Origin of the sequence: Paenirhodobacter sp., assembly GCF_050177655.1 — a bacterium.
GTDB lineage: Bacteria > Pseudomonadota > Alphaproteobacteria > Rhodobacterales > Rhodobacteraceae > Rhodobacter.
In genome coordinates this window covers 13,779-29,295 of the sequence record NZ_JBFXGV010000046.1, presented here as the reverse complement: position 1 = coordinate 29,295, position 15,517 = coordinate 13,779, and the positions used below count along the sequence as shown (strand labels likewise).

Below are 15,517 nucleotides of genomic sequence, written 5' to 3'. Positions count from 1 at the left end.
GCGATCCGCGGATCGAGCGTCGCCTGCGGGGCAAGCGCGATCACCGTCGCGCCGGGTGCGACCACCGAGAAGGCGGTGGCGGCATAGCCCCCGGCGCCGGCGCCGTAAAAGACGACGCGGTCGAAATCCTCGAAGAAGGCCTCGTCGACGAGCCGGTCGAGATAGGCATAGACGGCGCGGTCGCGGAACCAGGTCTCGCCCTGAGAGATCAGCGTGAGCGAGGAATGCCCAACGCTTTCGGCGAGGGTGAAGCCGAGCGGCAGCTCTTCCTCGCCATGCGCGCGCACCGCCTCGAGGCTTTCGAAAGTGACGAGCAGCACCGGCCCGCGATCGGCGAAAAGCGCGTGATGGCGCGCGCCGAGCGGCTCGTAATAGCCCTCCGCATCGCCCAGATCCTCGATCCGGTGCAGCCAGTCGCTGTCGCTTCCCTCGCGCATTTTCCCCCGGGCCGTCGCGCTGTCGTTCATGCTCGCCTCCGTTTTCGGCAAGCTCCGATATCTTGGTTAACCTAGCATTACCGCGACCATGCGGGAATGCAGGAAAATCAAGGAATATCCGTGTATTGTGCCGGGTTTTTCACCGATCTGCGGAGATCTGCGCGATTGTTTCCGCTACGGCTTCGCCTCGCGCGCGGCCTGCGCGGCCAGTGCAAGGCGCAGCATCCGCTCGGCCAGCGGATCGGGCAGCGGGCGCGAGGGCGGGGTGAGCAGCAGCCGCCCGAAAAGCGCGCGGAACTCCTCCTCGAGCAGCAGCGCCGCGATCCGTTCCTGCCGCCAGCGCACCGCCTGCGCATGCAGCCGCGCGATTTCGCCATCCGCCATCAGCTCGGCGATGCCCGCCGCCCGCGCCGGGCTGCTGCGCTCGATCGTGCGGTCCTCCTCGCTGCAGAAATTGCGCTCGACCCAATAGGACATGTCGAAGGTCGAGGCCTCGCGATTCGCCCGCCCGCGGTCGCATTTCAGCACATAGCTCTGCATCGCGCCGAGCGCGTAGTGGTTGAGCTGCACGATCCGGTGGCAATCCTGCCCGGGGGGCGTGAAGAGCCGGGCGCGGTGGTAGAGCGGCGCCATCTCGCGCCCCGATCCGTCGAACCAGCGCTGCGCACCCATCCGCCCGGCGACCGGCGCGCGGGGGCGGTGGACGCCGAGCTTGCCGTAGCTGCCGTCGTTGCGGAAGAGCGTCTTGAAGAGCGAGGCGCGCCAGGGCCAGCGCATCGCCGAGGGGGCGGCGCGGGTGAATTGTTCGGTCACCGGGCGGTCGCTGTAGTCGATCACGCCGCAATTGCCGAAGAAGCGCCAGGTGAGCGGGATCGCCGTCGCCTCGGGCAGCGCCGTGAAAAGATCGGAAAGCCGGCCTTCGCCCGCGTGAATATTGACGAATTCGTCGATGTCGAGGAACAGCACCCAGTCGGCCGCCTGTTTCAGCGGATGCCGGTCGGCCTGTTTCAGCGCGGCCCATTGCGGGCCCTCGGGCCAGGGGCCGGGGTTGCGGACATGGGTGAGCAGCCCCATCGCGCCGAGCCGGTCGAGCATCGCATCGGTGCCGTCGGAGCAATCGTTTGAAAACACGAGGAAATCGGTGAAGCCCACGGCGCGGTGATGCGCCAGCCATTCGACCAGGAAGGCCGCCTCGTTCTTCACCGTGAGGATCGCCAGCGCGCGCATCTCAGCCCTCCGTTTGCAGCCGTGCGGCAAACTCCGCCCAGTCCGGCCGCGCCATCAGCGCCGCGATCCGGCCGCGGTGCCACTCCCGCGCCTGCGCCTCGAGCGCGGCGAGTTCTGCATCGGCGCGCAACGCGGCCAGCTCCGCCGCCACAGCCGCATCGTAGCGGCGGATCGCGGTATCCTCGACCGCGTTCTTTTCGAAGCGGCGCCAGTAATCCTCCGCCATATCCTCGTTCGCGTGGTTCACCCGCCCGCGGTCGCGCTTCACGAGGAAACTCGCCCGCGATCGCAGCGCGTAATGGTTGACCTGCGCCACCGCATAATCGGCCTTGAGGATCAGCCGCCCCCGGCCGTTCTGCCAGGCGCGCCCGCCCGCGATCGCATGCGGGATCTCGACGCCTTCGCGCGGCTCGGGCTGATGCACGCCGATCCGGGCCATATCGGGCAGGCGGCGGAAAAGCGATTTCACATAGGCCGCGCGGGGCGGCGCCTCGCAGCGGGGAAACTGCTGCGTCACCGGCGCGGGGTCATAGTCGGTGACGCCATTCGAGCCGAAGATCCGCCAGTTCACCCCGATCACATCCACCCCGGGCGTCGCCGCGATCAGCGCGCGGAACGTGCCGTCGCCCACCTTCACCACGAGGAACTCGTCCGCGTCGCAGACCCAGAGCCACTCCGCCCCGGTCACCTCCTCATACCAGCGCGCCTGGCGCAGCGCCGCGCGCTGAATGCCGCCATGCTGCGTGTGCTTTGTCGCATGCGCCCGCACGAGGCCCATCGCCTCGAGCCGCGCAAGCATCGCCGGCTGCGGGTCTTCGCAATCGTTATGCGCGATGAAGAAGCGATCGGCGCCGAGCACGCGGTAATGCGCCAGCCATTCGAGCAGGAAGGCGCCCTCGTTCTTCATCGTGGAGATGACGGTGATGCCCCCCATCGGCTATCCCCAGATGCGCCGGGGATGCCTCCGGCGGGAGTATTTTTCCAAGGAAAATGCAGGCTTTTTCTTGGCCGAAATACTCCCCGCGGAGCGTCCGCCGCCGGTCACCGGCGCGGGGGCGGGCAGGGGCGCGCTCAATGCTCCGCCTCGCCGACGTGATCGACGGTGAAGAAGGTGTCGGGGCGAATTTCCTGCAGGTGGAAATCCTCAGGGATCACGCCGGGGCCGGCGTTGAACACGTTCGAGCCGAAGACATGGAGCATGCGCGAGAGCTTCTCGAACCGCTCGGAGCAAAGCTCGCCATAGAATTTCTCGTAATTCTCCGTCGCGCGCAGCTCGGCGATCTTCTCGCGGTGTTTCTCGACCGAATAGTCATGCGCGGCGCGGATCTCCGGATCGGCCATCAGCCGGTCCCATTCCGCCTGCAGCGCCGGGATCATCCGCTGGATCGAGCGTTCTTCGACCGCGTTGTGGTTCATCCGGAACCAGTAATGCAGCCCCTGGTCGCGGTCGACGTGGTTCACCCGTCCGCGGTCGCGCTTCACGAGGAAACTCTCGGCCGAGCGCACCGCGTAATGGTTGAGCTGCACCCAGTCGTAGCCGAAGGTCTCCAGCGTCGAGCGCCAGCCGTTGCGGAACATCTCCTTCGGCATCGGGCGCCCCGAACCGTTGAGCCATTTCACCTGGCTCCAGAGATCGGGGATCAGCCCTTTCGGCCGGTGCACGCCGAGCTTTTTATAAATGTCGATGTTGCGGAAGAGCGTCTTGAACCCCCAGGCCTGATGCGGCTTGCGCACGATCTCGGGGGCGCAGGTGGTGAATTGCTCGAGCAGGAAGCGGTCCTCGTAGCCATGCACGTCGCAATTGCCGAAGAGCCGCCAGGTGAGCGAGATCATGTTCGCATCGCCCATCGCCTCATAGAGCGATTTCAGCGTGCCGTCGCCGATCTTGATGTCGATGAATTCGTCGACATCCATGCAGATCGACCAGCCCGCGTTCTGAATGAGCGGCTCGCTTTCGGCGGCCTGCAGCGCGGCGTGCTGCGGCTTGAGGTCCATCGTGCGGAACGGGTTCTCGCGATGCTGGCAGATGCCCTTGCGCTCGAGCATGTCGAGCATCTCGTCGGTGCCGTCGGTGCAGTCGTTGGTGTAGATCAGGAAATCGTCGACCCCGATCGCGCGGTGATAGGCGATCCATTCCATGATGAAGGGGCCTTCGTTCTTCATCGTGGTGACGATGCAGGTGCGCCCGGCCTCGATCGCGGCCTTGGGCGCGGCTTTCGCCTTCGACACCGGCGGGCGGATCGGTTTCGCGCCCCAGACCGTGGTCGCGATATCAAGGAGTTGCGGGTCTTCGATCAGCGAGGTCTTCGGCGCGAGCTCGGAGGCCGCGCGGCCGGGCACGCGGATCCCCATCGCGCGCCAGAACGGGAAGACGGTGTTCGGATCGGGCTTTGCATAGGCGACGCGGATCTGCCGCCAGGTCGCGTCGAGCCCCGCTTTCGCCGGCGCCACGCCCCAGCGCGCGACACCGCGGCGCGCGTCGAACTGGCGGCAGATATGGTCCGAAAACCGCTCCGGTTGCCCCTGCCGCACGCGCCAGGGGTAGATCCGCCGCCCGACGAGCAGCACCACGCCCGAGCGCGCCGCGGTGCAGGCGTCGAAGGCACTGGGCGCGCCGTGGGCATGCGGCATAAGCAGGTCGGTGACGTCGAGGTTGAGCACCGCGCGCGCTTCCGCCAGGAACCGCCATTTCGCGATCTCGAAGACCAGCGCCTGGCCAAGCGGCGCGCGCCAGGGGTCGGCGGCGGGGTGCTCCATCCGGTCCTTGCCGGGCGCGTCGGGGGCGAGGAACGGGTGGCTTTCCGGCCCCATTCCGGGCTTGCCGAGCGGCACCGGGCTTTCGAGCACCGCGACCGCCATCGCAAGCCCGCGCCCCGCCATCAGCGCCTCGAGCCGGCGGGCGAATTGTTCCGCGCTCGGCCCGGTGCTGTCGGGCGGCGCACGGTTGAGGATCACCGCGCCGCTCGCGCCGTGCTGGTCGTGATGCCAGCTCAGCCAGTCGACCACGGTCGAGGGGCTTTCCTCGAGCCGCTGGCCAAAAAGCACGTTGGCCCCGGCGAAAAGCGCGCGCGCGGGGGCGTCGGCGGCGATCTCGCGGATCACGAACTCCGGCCCCGCGCCATCTGCGCCCGTGGCCGCTTCCTCCTGCGCGGAGGCATCGGTGCCGGCGACGTAATCGGCGATTTCCACCTCGTCGCCGGGTTCGGGCGCGGCCTCCGCCGCGTCGGGGGCAGGGGGCTCTTCCGCGGCGATCTCGGCGGGCTCCGCGGCCAGCGCGATGCGCAGCGGCCCCTCGGCCGGCGCGCGCGCGCTGACCATCACGCCGCCCGACACCTCGCGCCGTTCGAGCACGGTGACGCAACCCTCGGGCTGCTCCGCGGCGATCTGGGAGGCGCGGCAGGGGTTGGCAAGGAAGATCCGCAGCATCCGGCAGGGCGCACCCTCGTGCATCTCCTCCCAGGCGAGCGCGTCGAGCAGCGCGGGCGTGCCCGCATCCTCGGCCCGCAATTGCCGCCGGATCACCTGTGCTTCGCCCATGACTGCCTCACTCGTTTCCCCCTTTTTCCTAGCAGCCCGCGGCCCCCCGCGCAAATTCGCCCCGGGAATTCGCCGCAATGCGCGCTGCTTTGTCGTTGGAATGGCAACACTTCTTTGGCAATGTGGCGGGAAAGTACGAGCAGTGACGAGGGTGACATGGCACGGGTGCGCGAAGTTGGAACGCTCTGGATCGGGGGCGCGCTCAGCTGGATGGAGCAGCTCTGCCTGAAAAGCTTCGTCGATGCCGGGCAGAAGATCACGCTCTTCTCCTATGACTTCATCCCGAACGTGCCGGAGGGGGTGATCCACCGCTCGGGGCGCGAGATCATCGACACCGACGATTTCATCAAATACGAGCGCAAGGACAGTTTCGCGCTCTTCGCCGACTGGTTCCGGCTGCACATGATCGCGCAGAACCCCGGCATGATCTGGATCGACACCGACGTCTATTGCTGGCGCCCGATGGACTATGACAGCGATTACGTCATGGGCTATGAGCTGCCCGACAGCGACCGGGTGAACAACGCCGTGCTCGGCCTGCCCGCCGACAGCGCGATCCTGCGCGAGATGATCGCCTTCACCGACGACCGCTTCGCGATCCCGCCCTTCCTCAAGCCGAAGCTGCAGGAGGAATATCGCGCGGCGGCGGCGGCGGGCAGCCCGGTGCATGTCACCCAGCAGCCCTGGGGCGTCTGGGGGCCGATGATGGTCACCCATTTCGTGCGCAAGCTCGGCCTCGCGGCCGAGGTGCAGCCGATGGAGGCCTTCTACCCGATCCCCTTCCCGGAGCGCACGATGATGATCCGCTCCGCCGAAAAGGCGGAGGCACGGATGACCGAAGCCACCACGGCGCTGCATCTCTGGGCCTCGAACAAGCGCGAGCTGGGGCTGCGCTTCAACGGCATTCCGGCGCCCGGCTCTTTCCTCGACAAGCTCTTGAAGAAACACGGCATTCGCCCCGAATTCGCACCGATCAAGAGCCGCGCGAAACTGGTCTTCGAGGCGGCCGCGCCCGATGCCGCGCTGCTCGACCGGGTCGGGCTCGATCAGATCTCCTCGGTCGCCGATCTTGGCGGCACCTCGCCCGGGCTGATCGCCGCGGCGCATGACAAATGGGATTGTGACATCACGCTGATCGACCTTTTGCCCGATGGCAAATGGCCCGCGGCGCCCTCGGACTGGGTTGCGACCTATTGCGCGCATCTGGCGGAGAAGGGCATCGACGCGGGGCGCATCCGCGTCGTGCATCGCGCCGCCGATCTGCGCCCGGTCGATCTGGTGCTGAACCTCTCGGGCTTTGGCGACGTGAACAAGGTCAAGCATCTCGCCCCCGTGCTGGAGCAGGCGCTGCATGCCGACAGCCGCATGCTGATGGACATTCGCAAGGGGACCGGCTCCTATCCGTTCCTGCGCGATTTCGGCACCAACGAGACGGTGGAGGAACTGGGCGACGGGGCGGGGGGCAAGATCACCCGCATCCTCTTCACCCCCAATCCGCCCGCGCCCGAAAGCGATGCCGGCTGGGCCGAGATCGCGCGTGGCCTCGCCGGGCCGGAGGGTTTCTATCGCGACAACGGATCGCACAGTTTCCTTTTCATCCCGCGCTCGAAGAAGGTGCTCGTCGTCACCTTCGACAATCTCGACATCGCGATGAACAAGCGCGAGGACCGCCGGCCCTGGGGCTTCTCCTTCATCGAGAAACAGGGCTGGTCGATGCTCGGCGTGATGGCGGGCGGCTGGACCTGGTATCGCGACGACTGGGTCGGCAGCGAATTCGACCGCCTCGCCGCGGAAGGGTTCTTCGCGCAGTTCGAGCGGGTGGTGTTCTACGGCGCCTCGATGGGGGGCTATGCGGCCTGCGCCTTTTCCGGCGCCTGCCCGGGGGCCGATGTGGTGGCGATCTCGCCGCAATCGACGCTCGACCAGGCCGTTGTGCCCTGGGAAACCCGTTACAAGGTGGTCTGGGACAAGGATTTTTCCGGCAAATATGGCGATGCGGCGCAGGTGAGCGGTGCCGCGCGGCGGGTGACGATCCTTTACGACCCCTACGAACCGCTCGACCGCGGCCATGCCGACCGCTTCGCGGGCGCCAATGTGATGAAGCTGCGCACGCCGATGATGGGGCACCGGCTGGGCTCCTCGCTCAACCAGATGGGGATTCTGACGCCGATCATCCTCGGCGCGCTCGACGGCACGTTGACCGAGGGCGAATTCTATCGCCGCCTGCGCGCGCGCCGCGACTTCGCCCGCTATCAGCGCGAGCTTTTCCTGCGCGCGGTCGAACACGGTCACAAGCGGCTGGCGAAACGCTTCGGCCAATGGGTGCTCAGGCGCGGCGACAACCGGGCGATCCGGCTTGGCCTGCAGGATCTGTGAACCCGTCCAAAATGTCGCAGGGGTCGGGCCGCGAATCTTGACCTAGGTCAAAGTTCGGCCCCGCGGCATCCCCTAGAAAAGTCTCATCAGGTTTCTGATCTCCCTGAAATACGGCGCAAGCCGGGGAAACCTGAAACGAGAGCCCAGACGTTCTCCCTCGTCGGGTTCCATCAATGCGCTGCGGGCCTCCCTCCCGCAGCGCTTTAATTTTCGGGGGTCCGGATCTGCGCCGCCCTGGGGTCATCATCGAAAACACTTGCCTTTCCGGTGGCTTGCATGCCTTCATCGCGGCCTCGGGTGCCCGTTTCGGGCGCCGGGGCGGGGCAGCCCGCCCTAGTGACAAATCCTTTCGGAGCAATTGCATTGACGAAAACTCTCCTCATCGCCGTGGCCTTCGCCCTCGCCGGGCTTACGATGGCCCAGGCCGGATCCTCCTCGAAGAAGATCAGCATCGACAACGACGGCGGCGGGCGGTTCAGCGGCCATGCCGGCAGCGACTGGACCCCCGACGACCTGAAGCGGATGGTGGCCCAGCAGATCTGCGGCGGCCCGCTGCCGCGCCGGTTCGATCTGCGCACGATGAGCGGCTTCTGGCTTTTCAGCGGCAGCTGCTGAACGCAGAAAAAAGCCCCGGGCCAGAGGTCCGGGGCAATGCGCTCTCGCGCGGGAGGATCCGATGAAGAAGGATCAGAGAAGTTTCACCTGCGTGCCGATCGGGCAGAGCTCGTACAGCTCCTCGACCTGCTGATTGAAGAGGCCGATGCAGCCCGAGGAGCTCTTGCGGCCGATCTTGCGGGTGTCGTGGGTGCCGTGGATGATATAGGCGGGCCAGCTCAGATACATCGCGCGGGTGCCGAGCGGATTGTCCGGCCCGGGGGGCATCGGGTGCAGGCTCGGGTCATGCTCGATCATGCTTGCGGTGGGGGTCCAGCTCGGGCCGACCTTCTTGCGCACGATCTCGGTGTAACCGGTCTTCGTCAGCTCGGGGCTGCGCGGCACCGAGGTCGGGTAAAGCCGGTAATCCGCCCCGTCGACCGCCCAGTAATGCAGCGCCTTCGACACCGTGTCGGCGATCAGCGTGACCTTGTCGAGATTGTCGAAATGGTCGCGCCAGTCGATCTCGCGGAACGACGAGATATTGGCGCGTTCCTGCGGCGCGACGATCGCCTGCTGCTCTGCCATCGGAATGTCCTGCGTGCCGGCGCGGACGATCGCGGGGGCGAAGAGGGTGACGGCACCGGCGCCAAGCGCGGCGCGTCGGGTGAGCAGCGGTCTGGTCATCGGGGTTCTGTCCTGCTTCATGACTTGTGGCTTCATGTTTCGTTGAGGCATGGTCTCACGATCATGCTGCGGGTGCAAATCACACGCCCTCACGAAGGGGAGAGCGATCGCAAAAGCCCTCCCGAAGGAGGGCTTTTGCGCAATGTCGGGCCGGATTACTTCGGCGCGATCATCATCACCATCTGCCGGCCCTCGAGCTTCGGCATCGACTCGATCTTGCCGGCCTCGCCCACGTCGCCGGCGACGCGGTTGAGCAGTTCGAGGCCAAGCCCCTGGTGCGCCATCTCGCGGCCACGGAAGCGCAGGGTGATCTTCACCTTGTCGCCATCCTCGAGGAACTTCATCACCGAGCGCATCTTCACCTCGTAGTCATGGGTGTCGGTGCCGGGACGGAACTTGATTTCCTTGATCTCGATGATCTTCTGCTTCTTGCGCGCCTCGGCCTCTTTCTTCTGCTGTTCGTATTTGAACTTGCCGAAGTCCATGATCTTGCACACCGGCGGAACCGCGGAGGGCGAGATTTCCACGAGGTCGAGCCCGGCCTCTTCCGCCATCATCATCGCGCGCGCGGGGGTGACGACGCCGACGTTCTCCCCGTCCGCACCGATCAGGCGGATCTCGGGGGCGCGGATACGGTCGTTGATCCGGGGGCCGGTGTCGCGTTGCGGCGGGGCGTTATGCGGTCTGCGGGCTATGGCGGGACTCCTTCAGTGGCCATACGGAATGGCGCGCAAAATAGTGTTCTCGCCCGCCGCTTTCAACCGCAATCGGGACGGGATCCTCGGCGAAAAGGCGCGCAAGGGGGAAATCGGACATGCGTCGCACCTTTTTAAGGCGGCGCGGGGGGACCATATAGGCCCCGTCACGGATCCCAATCGAGAAGGGGGAGCACATGAACAAGGTGATCGGTATCGTCGTGGTGATCGCGGCGGTTGCGGCGGGGGCGTGGTATTTCACCCGCACGCCCGAGGGCGACATGGCCGCCGACAAGGCGGCGGAGACGGCGGCGGGCGCCGCGCAGGATGCCGGCGCTGCGGCGAATGATGCCGCGGCGACGACCGTCGATGCGGTCAAGGACGCGGCCGACAAGGCCGGCGCGGCGGTGACGGATGCCGCCAGCACCGCGACCGAGGCGGCCACCGACGCCGCCCAGGCGGTGGGCGATGCGGCCGGTGCCGCGGTCGACGGCGCGAAGGATGCGGCAAGCGAAGCCGCCACCACCGCGGGCGAGGCGGTCTCGGGTGCGGTGGATGCCGCCAAGGGCGCGGCCGATGCGGCGATGCAGGGTGCGAGCGATGCCGCGGGCGCGGCCGTCGATGCGGCGAAGGCGACCACCGACACCGTCACCGGCGCGGTGAGCGATGCGATGCCGGCCGCGGATGACGCGTCTGCGCTGAGCGTCGACAACTTCGACGCCGACAAGGTCTCGGCGCTGATCGACGCCTCGGCGCTGCCCGACACGATGAAGACCTCGCTCAAGGCCTCGGTCGAGGCCGCGCGCCAGAACCCGGCCCTGGTGCAGGGCGTGGTCGATCAGGTGAAGGCCGCGCTCGGCATGTGAGCCGGCCCCGGTCCGAAACGGAAGCGCCGCCCCCCGGGGCGGCGTTTCGCATTCTGGCGGCGGGGAAGGGGGCGCCGCCCCCTCTTTCCTTCGGAAATTCACCCCCGGGATATTTCGCCTCTGTAGAATGCAGCTTCTATAGAGCTCAAATATCCCGGGGTGAATTGGCCGCAGGCCAAGAGGGGCAGCGCCCCTTGCGCCGGTCAAACGCAAAGGCCGCCCCCTGCGGAGCGGCCTCGCGCGTCGGCGGGTTTCACCCGGATCAGATCCCCTCGCCGACGAAAGCCTTTTCCACCACGAATTCGCGCGGCTCGGAATTCGCGCCCTCGCGCAGGCCAAATCCCTCGAGCACCGCCATCACGTCCTTGTTGAAGGCGAGCGAGCCGCAGATCATCGCGCGGTCATGTTCGGCGTCCATCGGCGCGATGCCGAGATCGGCGAAGACCTTGCCGGAGGTCAGGTTGTCGGTGATCCGGCCCTGGTGGTGGAACTCTTCGCGTGTCGCGGTCGGGTAGTATTTCAGCTTGCCCTCGACCATCTCGCCGATCAGCGGATCGTTCACGAGGTCTTCGACCAGCTTGCGGCCATATTCCAGCTCGGCGACGGTGCGGCAGGTGTGCATCATCACCACTTCCTCGAATTTCTCGTAGGTCTCCGGCTCGCGCATCAGGCTCGCGAAGGGGGCGATGCCGGTGCCGGTGGCGAGGAACCACACCCGCTTGCCCGGGATCAGCGCGTCGAGCACCAGCGTGCCGACGGGCTTCGGGCGCAGGATGATCTGATCGCCCACGTTGATGTGCTGCAGCTTCGAGGTGAGCGGCCCGTCTGGCACCTTGATCGAGTAGAATTCGAGCTCCTCGTCCCAGGCGGGCGAGGCGATCGAATAGGCGCGCAGCAGCGGTTTGCCCTTCTCGTCGAGCAGGCCGATCATCACGAACTCGCCCGAGCGGAAGCGCAGCGTCTGCGGCCGCGTCACACGGAAGGAGAACAGCCGGTCGGTCCAGTGGTGGACCGAGGTCACGGTCTGGGCGTCGGGGAGCGTCTTCACGGGCGGGATGGTTTTCGTTTCGGTCACAACGGTCTCATTCTTCAGGGGCCCGGGGAGGGGCGGCTGACAGGGCGCGCCGGTCGCGCGCGATAACATATGCCGCGGATACCTCTTCGCGGCGCGTCCCTGCCTTGATCCAGCGCAAGTCTGCGCCCTCGTTTTACGGCGCGGCGCGCGGGGCGGAAAGCGCAAACTCAGCCGGCGAGCCGCGCGCGGTAGTCATGTGCGGCCCAGTCGGCGCGGGCGCGCCACTGCTCGGCGGGCTGGCGCAGGGCCAGATCGTCGGGGATCTCGACCTCGTCGATGCCCGAGCGGCGCGCCATCGCATATTGATCGGCGATCACCGGCCCGACCGCGCGGATGCGTCCGGCAAAGCCCGCCGCGCGCAGCCGGCGCGCATGGGTGAAGCCGCGCCCGTCCGCGAAGGAGGGGAACACGATGCGCACCATCCCGGCCCCGGCGACGAGATCCGCGATGGTATCGGTCGCGGTCTCGGGGCGGATCTCGACCGCGGTGCCGGTGAAGTCCTCGGCATGGAAACCGTCGTCACGCACGATCACGCTCATGCCACTTTCTCCTTGTTTTCAGTCTCTTGCGCCTCGGCGCTGGTGCGCACCGGCTTGCCGCCGATGAAATGGATGCCGCATTCGGTCTTTTGCGAGCCGCGCCAGCGCCCGGCGCGCGGGTCTTCGCCGGGCTTCACGGGAGAGGTGCAGGGCGCGCAGCCGATTGAGGGGTAGCCCTGCGCCACCAGCGGATGCCGGGGCAGCCGGTTCTCGGCCATGTAATCCTGCAGATCCTCCCGCCCCCAATAGGCGAGCGGGTTGATCTTCATGCGGGTTTCGGTCTCGACCTCGAAGAAGTCGACACTCGCGCGGGTGGCGCCCTGGAACCGCTTGCGCCCGGTGATCCAGGCGTCGAAACCGGAAAGCGCGTTTTCCAGCGGCACCGTCTTGCGCAGCGCGCAGCAGGCGTCGGTGTTGAACTGGTGCAGCGTGCCGTCGGGATCGTCGAGCGCGAGCGCGCTGTCCGCCGCGCGGATCACCCGCACGTCGGTCAGCCCGAACTGCGCCGAGACCTCGCGCTGATAGGCGAGCGTCTCCTCGAAGAGCATCAGCGTGTCGATGAAGAGCACCGGCGTGCCCGGCGCGATCAGCGAAACCATGTGCAAGAGCACCACCGACTCGGCGCCGAAGCTCGACACCAGCGCGACCTCGCCGGTGTCGGGATCCTTCAGCGCCTTCTCCATCACCGAAATCGCCGCGTGGTGGCGATAGCGGCCATTGAGCGCGGTGACCCGCGTCGCGATGTCAGGCAGCATGACGCGCCTCGCCATAAAGCGCTTCCTTGAACGGCGCGGGGCCGAGCCGGCGGAAGGCCGCGACGAAGCTTTCGCCCTCGGCGCGCAGCGCGAGATAGGCGCGCAAAAGCCGCTCCAGCGCCGGGGTAACCTCCTCATAGGCGAAGCCCGGGCCCATCTTCTCGCCGATCGCCATTTCCGGCCCCGGATCGCCGCCGAGCGTGATCTGGTAATTCTCGACGCCCGCGCGGTCGAGGCCGAGAATGCCGATGCCGCCGACATGGTGATGGCCGCAGGCATTGATGCAGCCCGAGATCTTGATCGCGAGCGCGCCGATCTCCTCCTCGAGGCCGATCGCCTTGAAATGGGTGGCGATTTCCTCCGCGAGCGGGATCGAGCGCGCGGTGGCGAGCGCGCAATAGTCCATGCCGGGGCAGGCGATGATGTCGGAAATCAGTCCGACATTCGCGGTGCCCAGCCCGGCCGAGACAAGCGCGGTGAAGAGCGCAGGCAGATCGTCCTTCGCCACATGCGGCAGCACGATGTTCTGCGCATGGCTCACGCGCAGCTCGCCCGCCGAGTAGCGCTCGGAGAGATCGGCCAAAAGCCGCATCTGATCGGCCGAGGCATCGCCCGGCTCGGCGCCATGCGCCTTGAGCGAGACGGTGACGATCGCGTAATCGGGCCGGCGATGGGGCGCGAGATTGTGGCGCGCGAAGGCGGCAAAGGCCGGATCGACGGCGAGGGTCTTCTCGAAGAACGCGGTCTCGCGCGCGGGCAGATCGGGCAGCGCGAACTGTTCCGCGATCGCCGCCAGAACCTGCTGGTCGACGCCGGTGAAGACCGCGCGGGTGCGGGCGAATTCCTGCTCGACCGCGGCGCGGAAGGCCTCGATCCCCGACTCAAAAACGGTGATCTTGATGCGCGCCTTGTACTTGTTGTCGCGCCGCCCGGCGAGGTTATAGGCCGAAACCACCGCCTCGAGATAGGGCAGGATGTCCGCCGCCGGCAGGAAGTCGCGCAGCGCCTGACCGATCATCGGGGTCCGGCCAAGGCCGCCGCCGACGAACACGCGGAAGCCGATTTCGCCATCGCGCTCAACCAGTTGCAGCCCGACGTCATGGGCGCGGATCACCGCGCGATCCTGCGCGCTGCCGGTGATCGCGATCTTGAACTTGCGCGGCAGGAACTGGAATTCGGCGTGGTCACTCGACCATTGCCGGATCAGCTCCGCCCAGGGGCGCGGATCGGCGATCTCGTCTGCGGCGGCACCGGCAAAGGCGTCGGTCGTCACGTTGCGGATCGTGTTGCCCGAGGTCTGGATCGCGTGCATCTGAACGTCGGCGAGCGCGTCGATGATCTCGGGCACATCGGTCAGCTTCGGCCAGTTGAACTGGATGTTCTGGCGCGTGGTGAAATGGCCGTAGCCGCGATCCCAGCGCTCGGCGATCATCGCGAGCTGGCGCATCTGCGCGGCGCTGAGCGTGCCATAGGGGATCGCGACGCGCAGCATATAGGCGTGCAGCTGCAGATAAAGCCCGTTCATCAGCCGCAGCGGACGGAACTCGTCCTCGGTCAGCGCGCCGGACAGACGGCGTTCGACCTGCGCGCGGAACTGTGCCGCGCGGGTCCGCACGAAGGCTTCGTCGAAGTCGGAATAATTATACATGCGCGGCCTCCGGGCGGCGAAGGGAAGGGCCCTGAGCGCGGAAGCGCTCGCGGAAATGCACGGGTTCGGGGCCCGCGGGCCCGGCGCGCATCTCGGCCAGATAGGCGCCGACGACGACGCCGGTCTGGCCGAGCGCCTTCAGGAGACGCAGCTCGGCCTCGGCCTCGTCGGTCAGCAGCTCGGCCTCGGCGAGGCGGGGCGTCCATTGCCCGGCATCGGTGAGATAGACGACGTGACCGCCGCGCAGATCATTGGCGGTGACGACTTTCGGGGGGAAGGGGCGGCTCATATCACATGCTCCAGAAGGGCGGTGGCGCCCGCGCGCGGCGCGAGCCCGAGAAGGATGACGGCGGGGCCGGAGAGATCGGCGGCCGCCTGTGGCAGGGTGGCGAGCGTCGCCGGACAGATCCGCTGCTCGGGGCGCGAGGCGTTCTCGACCAGCGTCACCGGGGTCTCGGCGGGCGCGCCATGCATCATCAGCCGCCCCTGAATGAAGCGCGCCGCGGCCTTGCCCATGTAGATCGCGGCGACCGCGCCGGGACGGGCGAGCGCGGCCCAGTCGCTTTCGCTGTAGCCTTCGGCGTCATGGCCGGTGACCAGACGCAGCTCCTTGTTGCGGCCGCGTTCGGTCAGGCTCTGGCCAAGCGCGGCGGCCGCGGCGGAGGCGGCGGTGATGCCCGGCAGCACGCGATAGGGGATGGCTGCGAGCTCGAGCGCGGCGGTCTCCTCGCCGAGCCGGCCGAAAACCGCGGGATCGCCGGATTTCAGCCGCAGCACCGAACGCCCCTCGCGCGCGAAGCCGAGGATCAGCCCGGTGATCGTCTCCTGTGCGAGCGAGGGGCCGAAGCCCTGCTTGCCGACCTCGATCAGGAGCGCCTGCGGCCCGGCGAGCGCCAGTACTTCCGGCCCGACGAGCCGGTCGTGCAGCACGACATCGGCCTCGGCCAGCGCGCGGGCGACGGCGAGGGTGACATGATCCGCCGCGCCCGGGCCGGCACCGGCGAAGGTCACGAGAGGGGTCTGATCGGGGCGGGTCATGGCGGTCTCCTTTGCAGGGAATATAGGAAATTATCCTTCCAAA

At 67.4% G+C, this 15,517-nt stretch carries 14 protein-coding genes and 1 pseudogene; 3 read left to right on the top strand and 12 right to left on the bottom strand.

All coding sequences use genetic code 11. The features are described 5' to 3' along the window. The 4 genes and pseudogenes from AB7U46_RS14420 to AB7U46_RS14405 form a co-directional block, all read right to left on the bottom strand. Positions 1-467, bottom strand: a pseudogene (locus AB7U46_RS14420) (phosphoadenosine phosphosulfate reductase); the annotation flags it as partial. A gap of 144 nt (positions 468-611) precedes the next feature. After that, entirely contained in the window at positions 612-1,664 is a 1,053-nt protein-coding gene (locus AB7U46_RS14415; RefSeq protein WP_428337673.1) for a glycosyltransferase family 2 protein, read from the bottom strand. 1 nt (position 1,665) lies between these two features. Continuing rightward, the gene (locus tag AB7U46_RS14410) at positions 1,666-2,598 is read right to left on the bottom strand and encodes a glycosyltransferase family 2 protein (protein WP_428337672.1); all 933 of its coding nucleotides are present in this window, start codon (positions 2,596-2,598) and stop codon (positions 1,666-1,668) included. A gap of 137 nt (positions 2,599-2,735) precedes the next feature. Continuing rightward, positions 2,736-5,201 (bottom strand): glycosyltransferase family 2 protein, encoded by a 2,466-nt coding sequence (locus tag AB7U46_RS14405; RefSeq protein ID WP_428337671.1) that lies wholly within the window; start codon positions 5,199-5,201, stop codon positions 2,736-2,738. Between the two features lie 156 nt (positions 5,202-5,357). Here AB7U46_RS14405 and AB7U46_RS14400 point away from each other — a divergent pair, with 156 nt between their 5' ends. Both AB7U46_RS14400 and AB7U46_RS14395 read left to right on the top strand, forming a co-directional pair. Continuing rightward, on the top strand, positions 5,358-7,577 hold the full coding sequence (locus AB7U46_RS14400; RefSeq protein WP_428337670.1) for a hypothetical protein: 2,220 nt from the start codon (positions 5,358-5,360) through the stop codon (positions 7,575-7,577). Positions 7,578-7,940: 363 nt separating this feature from the next. Then, positions 7,941-8,192, top strand: a complete 252-nt coding sequence (locus AB7U46_RS14395; RefSeq protein WP_428337669.1) for a hypothetical protein — start codon at positions 7,941-7,943, stop codon at positions 8,190-8,192. 72 nt (positions 8,193-8,264) lie between these two features. On the opposite strand, the gene AB7U46_RS14390 is transcribed toward AB7U46_RS14395, so the two are convergent. Both AB7U46_RS14390 and infC read right to left on the bottom strand, forming a co-directional pair. Beyond that, positions 8,265-8,858 (bottom strand): L,D-transpeptidase, encoded by a 594-nt coding sequence (locus tag AB7U46_RS14390; RefSeq protein ID WP_428337668.1) that lies wholly within the window; start codon positions 8,856-8,858, stop codon positions 8,265-8,267. A 155-nt stretch (positions 8,859-9,013) separates the two neighbouring features. Then, positions 9,014-9,502: a translation initiation factor IF-3 gene (gene infC / locus AB7U46_RS14385; protein WP_428337677.1), complete on the bottom strand. Its 489-nt coding sequence runs from the start codon at positions 9,500-9,502 to the stop codon at positions 9,014-9,016. Between the two features lie 248 nt (positions 9,503-9,750). Here infC and AB7U46_RS14380 point away from each other — a divergent pair, with 248 nt between their 5' ends. Continuing rightward, positions 9,751-10,419 (top strand): hypothetical protein, encoded by a 669-nt coding sequence (locus tag AB7U46_RS14380; protein WP_428337667.1) that lies wholly within the window; start codon positions 9,751-9,753, stop codon positions 10,417-10,419. A gap of 262 nt (positions 10,420-10,681) precedes the next feature. On the opposite strand, the gene AB7U46_RS14375 is transcribed toward AB7U46_RS14380, so the two are convergent. The 6 genes from AB7U46_RS14375 to cobA form a co-directional block, all read right to left on the bottom strand. After that, positions 10,682-11,512 carry a ferredoxin--NADP reductase gene (locus tag AB7U46_RS14375; RefSeq protein ID WP_428337676.1) on the bottom strand — a complete coding sequence of 277 codons (831 nt, stop codon included), beginning with the start codon at positions 11,510-11,512 and terminating at the stop codon, positions 10,682-10,684. Between the two features lie 149 nt (positions 11,513-11,661). Continuing rightward, on the bottom strand, positions 11,662-12,033 hold the full coding sequence (locus AB7U46_RS14370) for a DUF934 domain-containing protein (protein ID WP_428337666.1): 372 nt from the start codon (positions 12,031-12,033) through the stop codon (positions 11,662-11,664). Beyond that, positions 12,030-12,803: a phosphoadenylyl-sulfate reductase gene (locus AB7U46_RS14365; protein WP_428337665.1), complete on the bottom strand. Its 774-nt coding sequence runs from the start codon at positions 12,801-12,803 to the stop codon at positions 12,030-12,032. Before AB7U46_RS14365 ends, AB7U46_RS14370 begins: the two co-directional genes overlap by 4 nt. After that, a complete protein-coding gene (locus tag AB7U46_RS14360) occupies positions 12,778-14,436 on the bottom strand; it encodes a nitrite/sulfite reductase (RefSeq protein ID WP_428337664.1) in 1,659 nt (552 codons plus the stop codon). Before AB7U46_RS14360 ends, AB7U46_RS14365 begins: the two co-directional genes overlap by 26 nt. Next, positions 14,429-14,725: a DUF2849 domain-containing protein gene (locus tag AB7U46_RS14355; protein ID WP_428337663.1), complete on the bottom strand. Its 297-nt coding sequence runs from the start codon at positions 14,723-14,725 to the stop codon at positions 14,429-14,431. Before AB7U46_RS14355 ends, AB7U46_RS14360 begins: the two co-directional genes overlap by 8 nt. Then, on the bottom strand, positions 14,722-15,474 hold the full coding sequence (gene cobA / locus AB7U46_RS14350; protein WP_428337662.1) for a uroporphyrinogen-III C-methyltransferase: 753 nt from the start codon (positions 15,472-15,474) through the stop codon (positions 14,722-14,724). The genes AB7U46_RS14355 and cobA overlap by 4 nt, the downstream gene beginning before the upstream one ends. Positions 15,475-15,517: the final 43 nt, after the last annotated feature.

Excerpts from the sequence above, each read along its gene's own strand:
- cobA (WP_428337662.1), bottom strand. The coding sequence starts at position 15,474 with ATGACCCGCCCCGATCAGACCCCTCTCGTGACCTTCGCCGGTGCCGGC.
- AB7U46_RS14380 (WP_428337667.1), top strand. The coding sequence starts at position 9,751 with ATGAACAAGGTGATCGGTATCGTCGTGGTGATCGCGGCGGTTGCGGCG.
- AB7U46_RS14410 (WP_428337672.1), bottom strand. The coding sequence starts at position 2,598 with ATGGGGGGCATCACCGTCATCTCCACGATGAAGAACGAGGGCGCCTTC.
- AB7U46_RS14390 (WP_428337668.1), bottom strand. The coding sequence starts at position 8,858 with ATGACCAGACCGCTGCTCACCCGACGCGCCGCGCTTGGCGCCGGTGCC.
- AB7U46_RS14415 (WP_428337673.1), bottom strand. The coding sequence starts at position 1,664 with ATGCGCGCGCTGGCGATCCTCACGGTGAAGAACGAGGCGGCCTTCCTG.
- AB7U46_RS14355 (WP_428337663.1), bottom strand. The coding sequence starts at position 14,725 with ATGAGCCGCCCCTTCCCCCCGAAAGTCGTCACCGCCAATGATCTGCGC.
- AB7U46_RS14370 (WP_428337666.1), bottom strand. The coding sequence starts at position 12,033 with ATGAGCGTGATCGTGCGTGACGACGGTTTCCATGCCGAGGACTTCACC.
- AB7U46_RS14360 (WP_428337664.1), bottom strand. The coding sequence starts at position 14,436 with ATGTATAATTATTCCGACTTCGACGAAGCCTTCGTGCGGACCCGCGCG.
- AB7U46_RS14405 (WP_428337671.1), bottom strand. The coding sequence starts at position 5,201 with ATGGGCGAAGCACAGGTGATCCGGCGGCAATTGCGGGCCGAGGATGCG.
- AB7U46_RS14365 (WP_428337665.1), bottom strand. The coding sequence starts at position 12,803 with ATGGCGAGGCGCGTCATGCTGCCTGACATCGCGACGCGGGTCACCGCG.
- AB7U46_RS14400 (WP_428337670.1), top strand. The coding sequence starts at position 5,358 with ATGGCACGGGTGCGCGAAGTTGGAACGCTCTGGATCGGGGGCGCGCTC.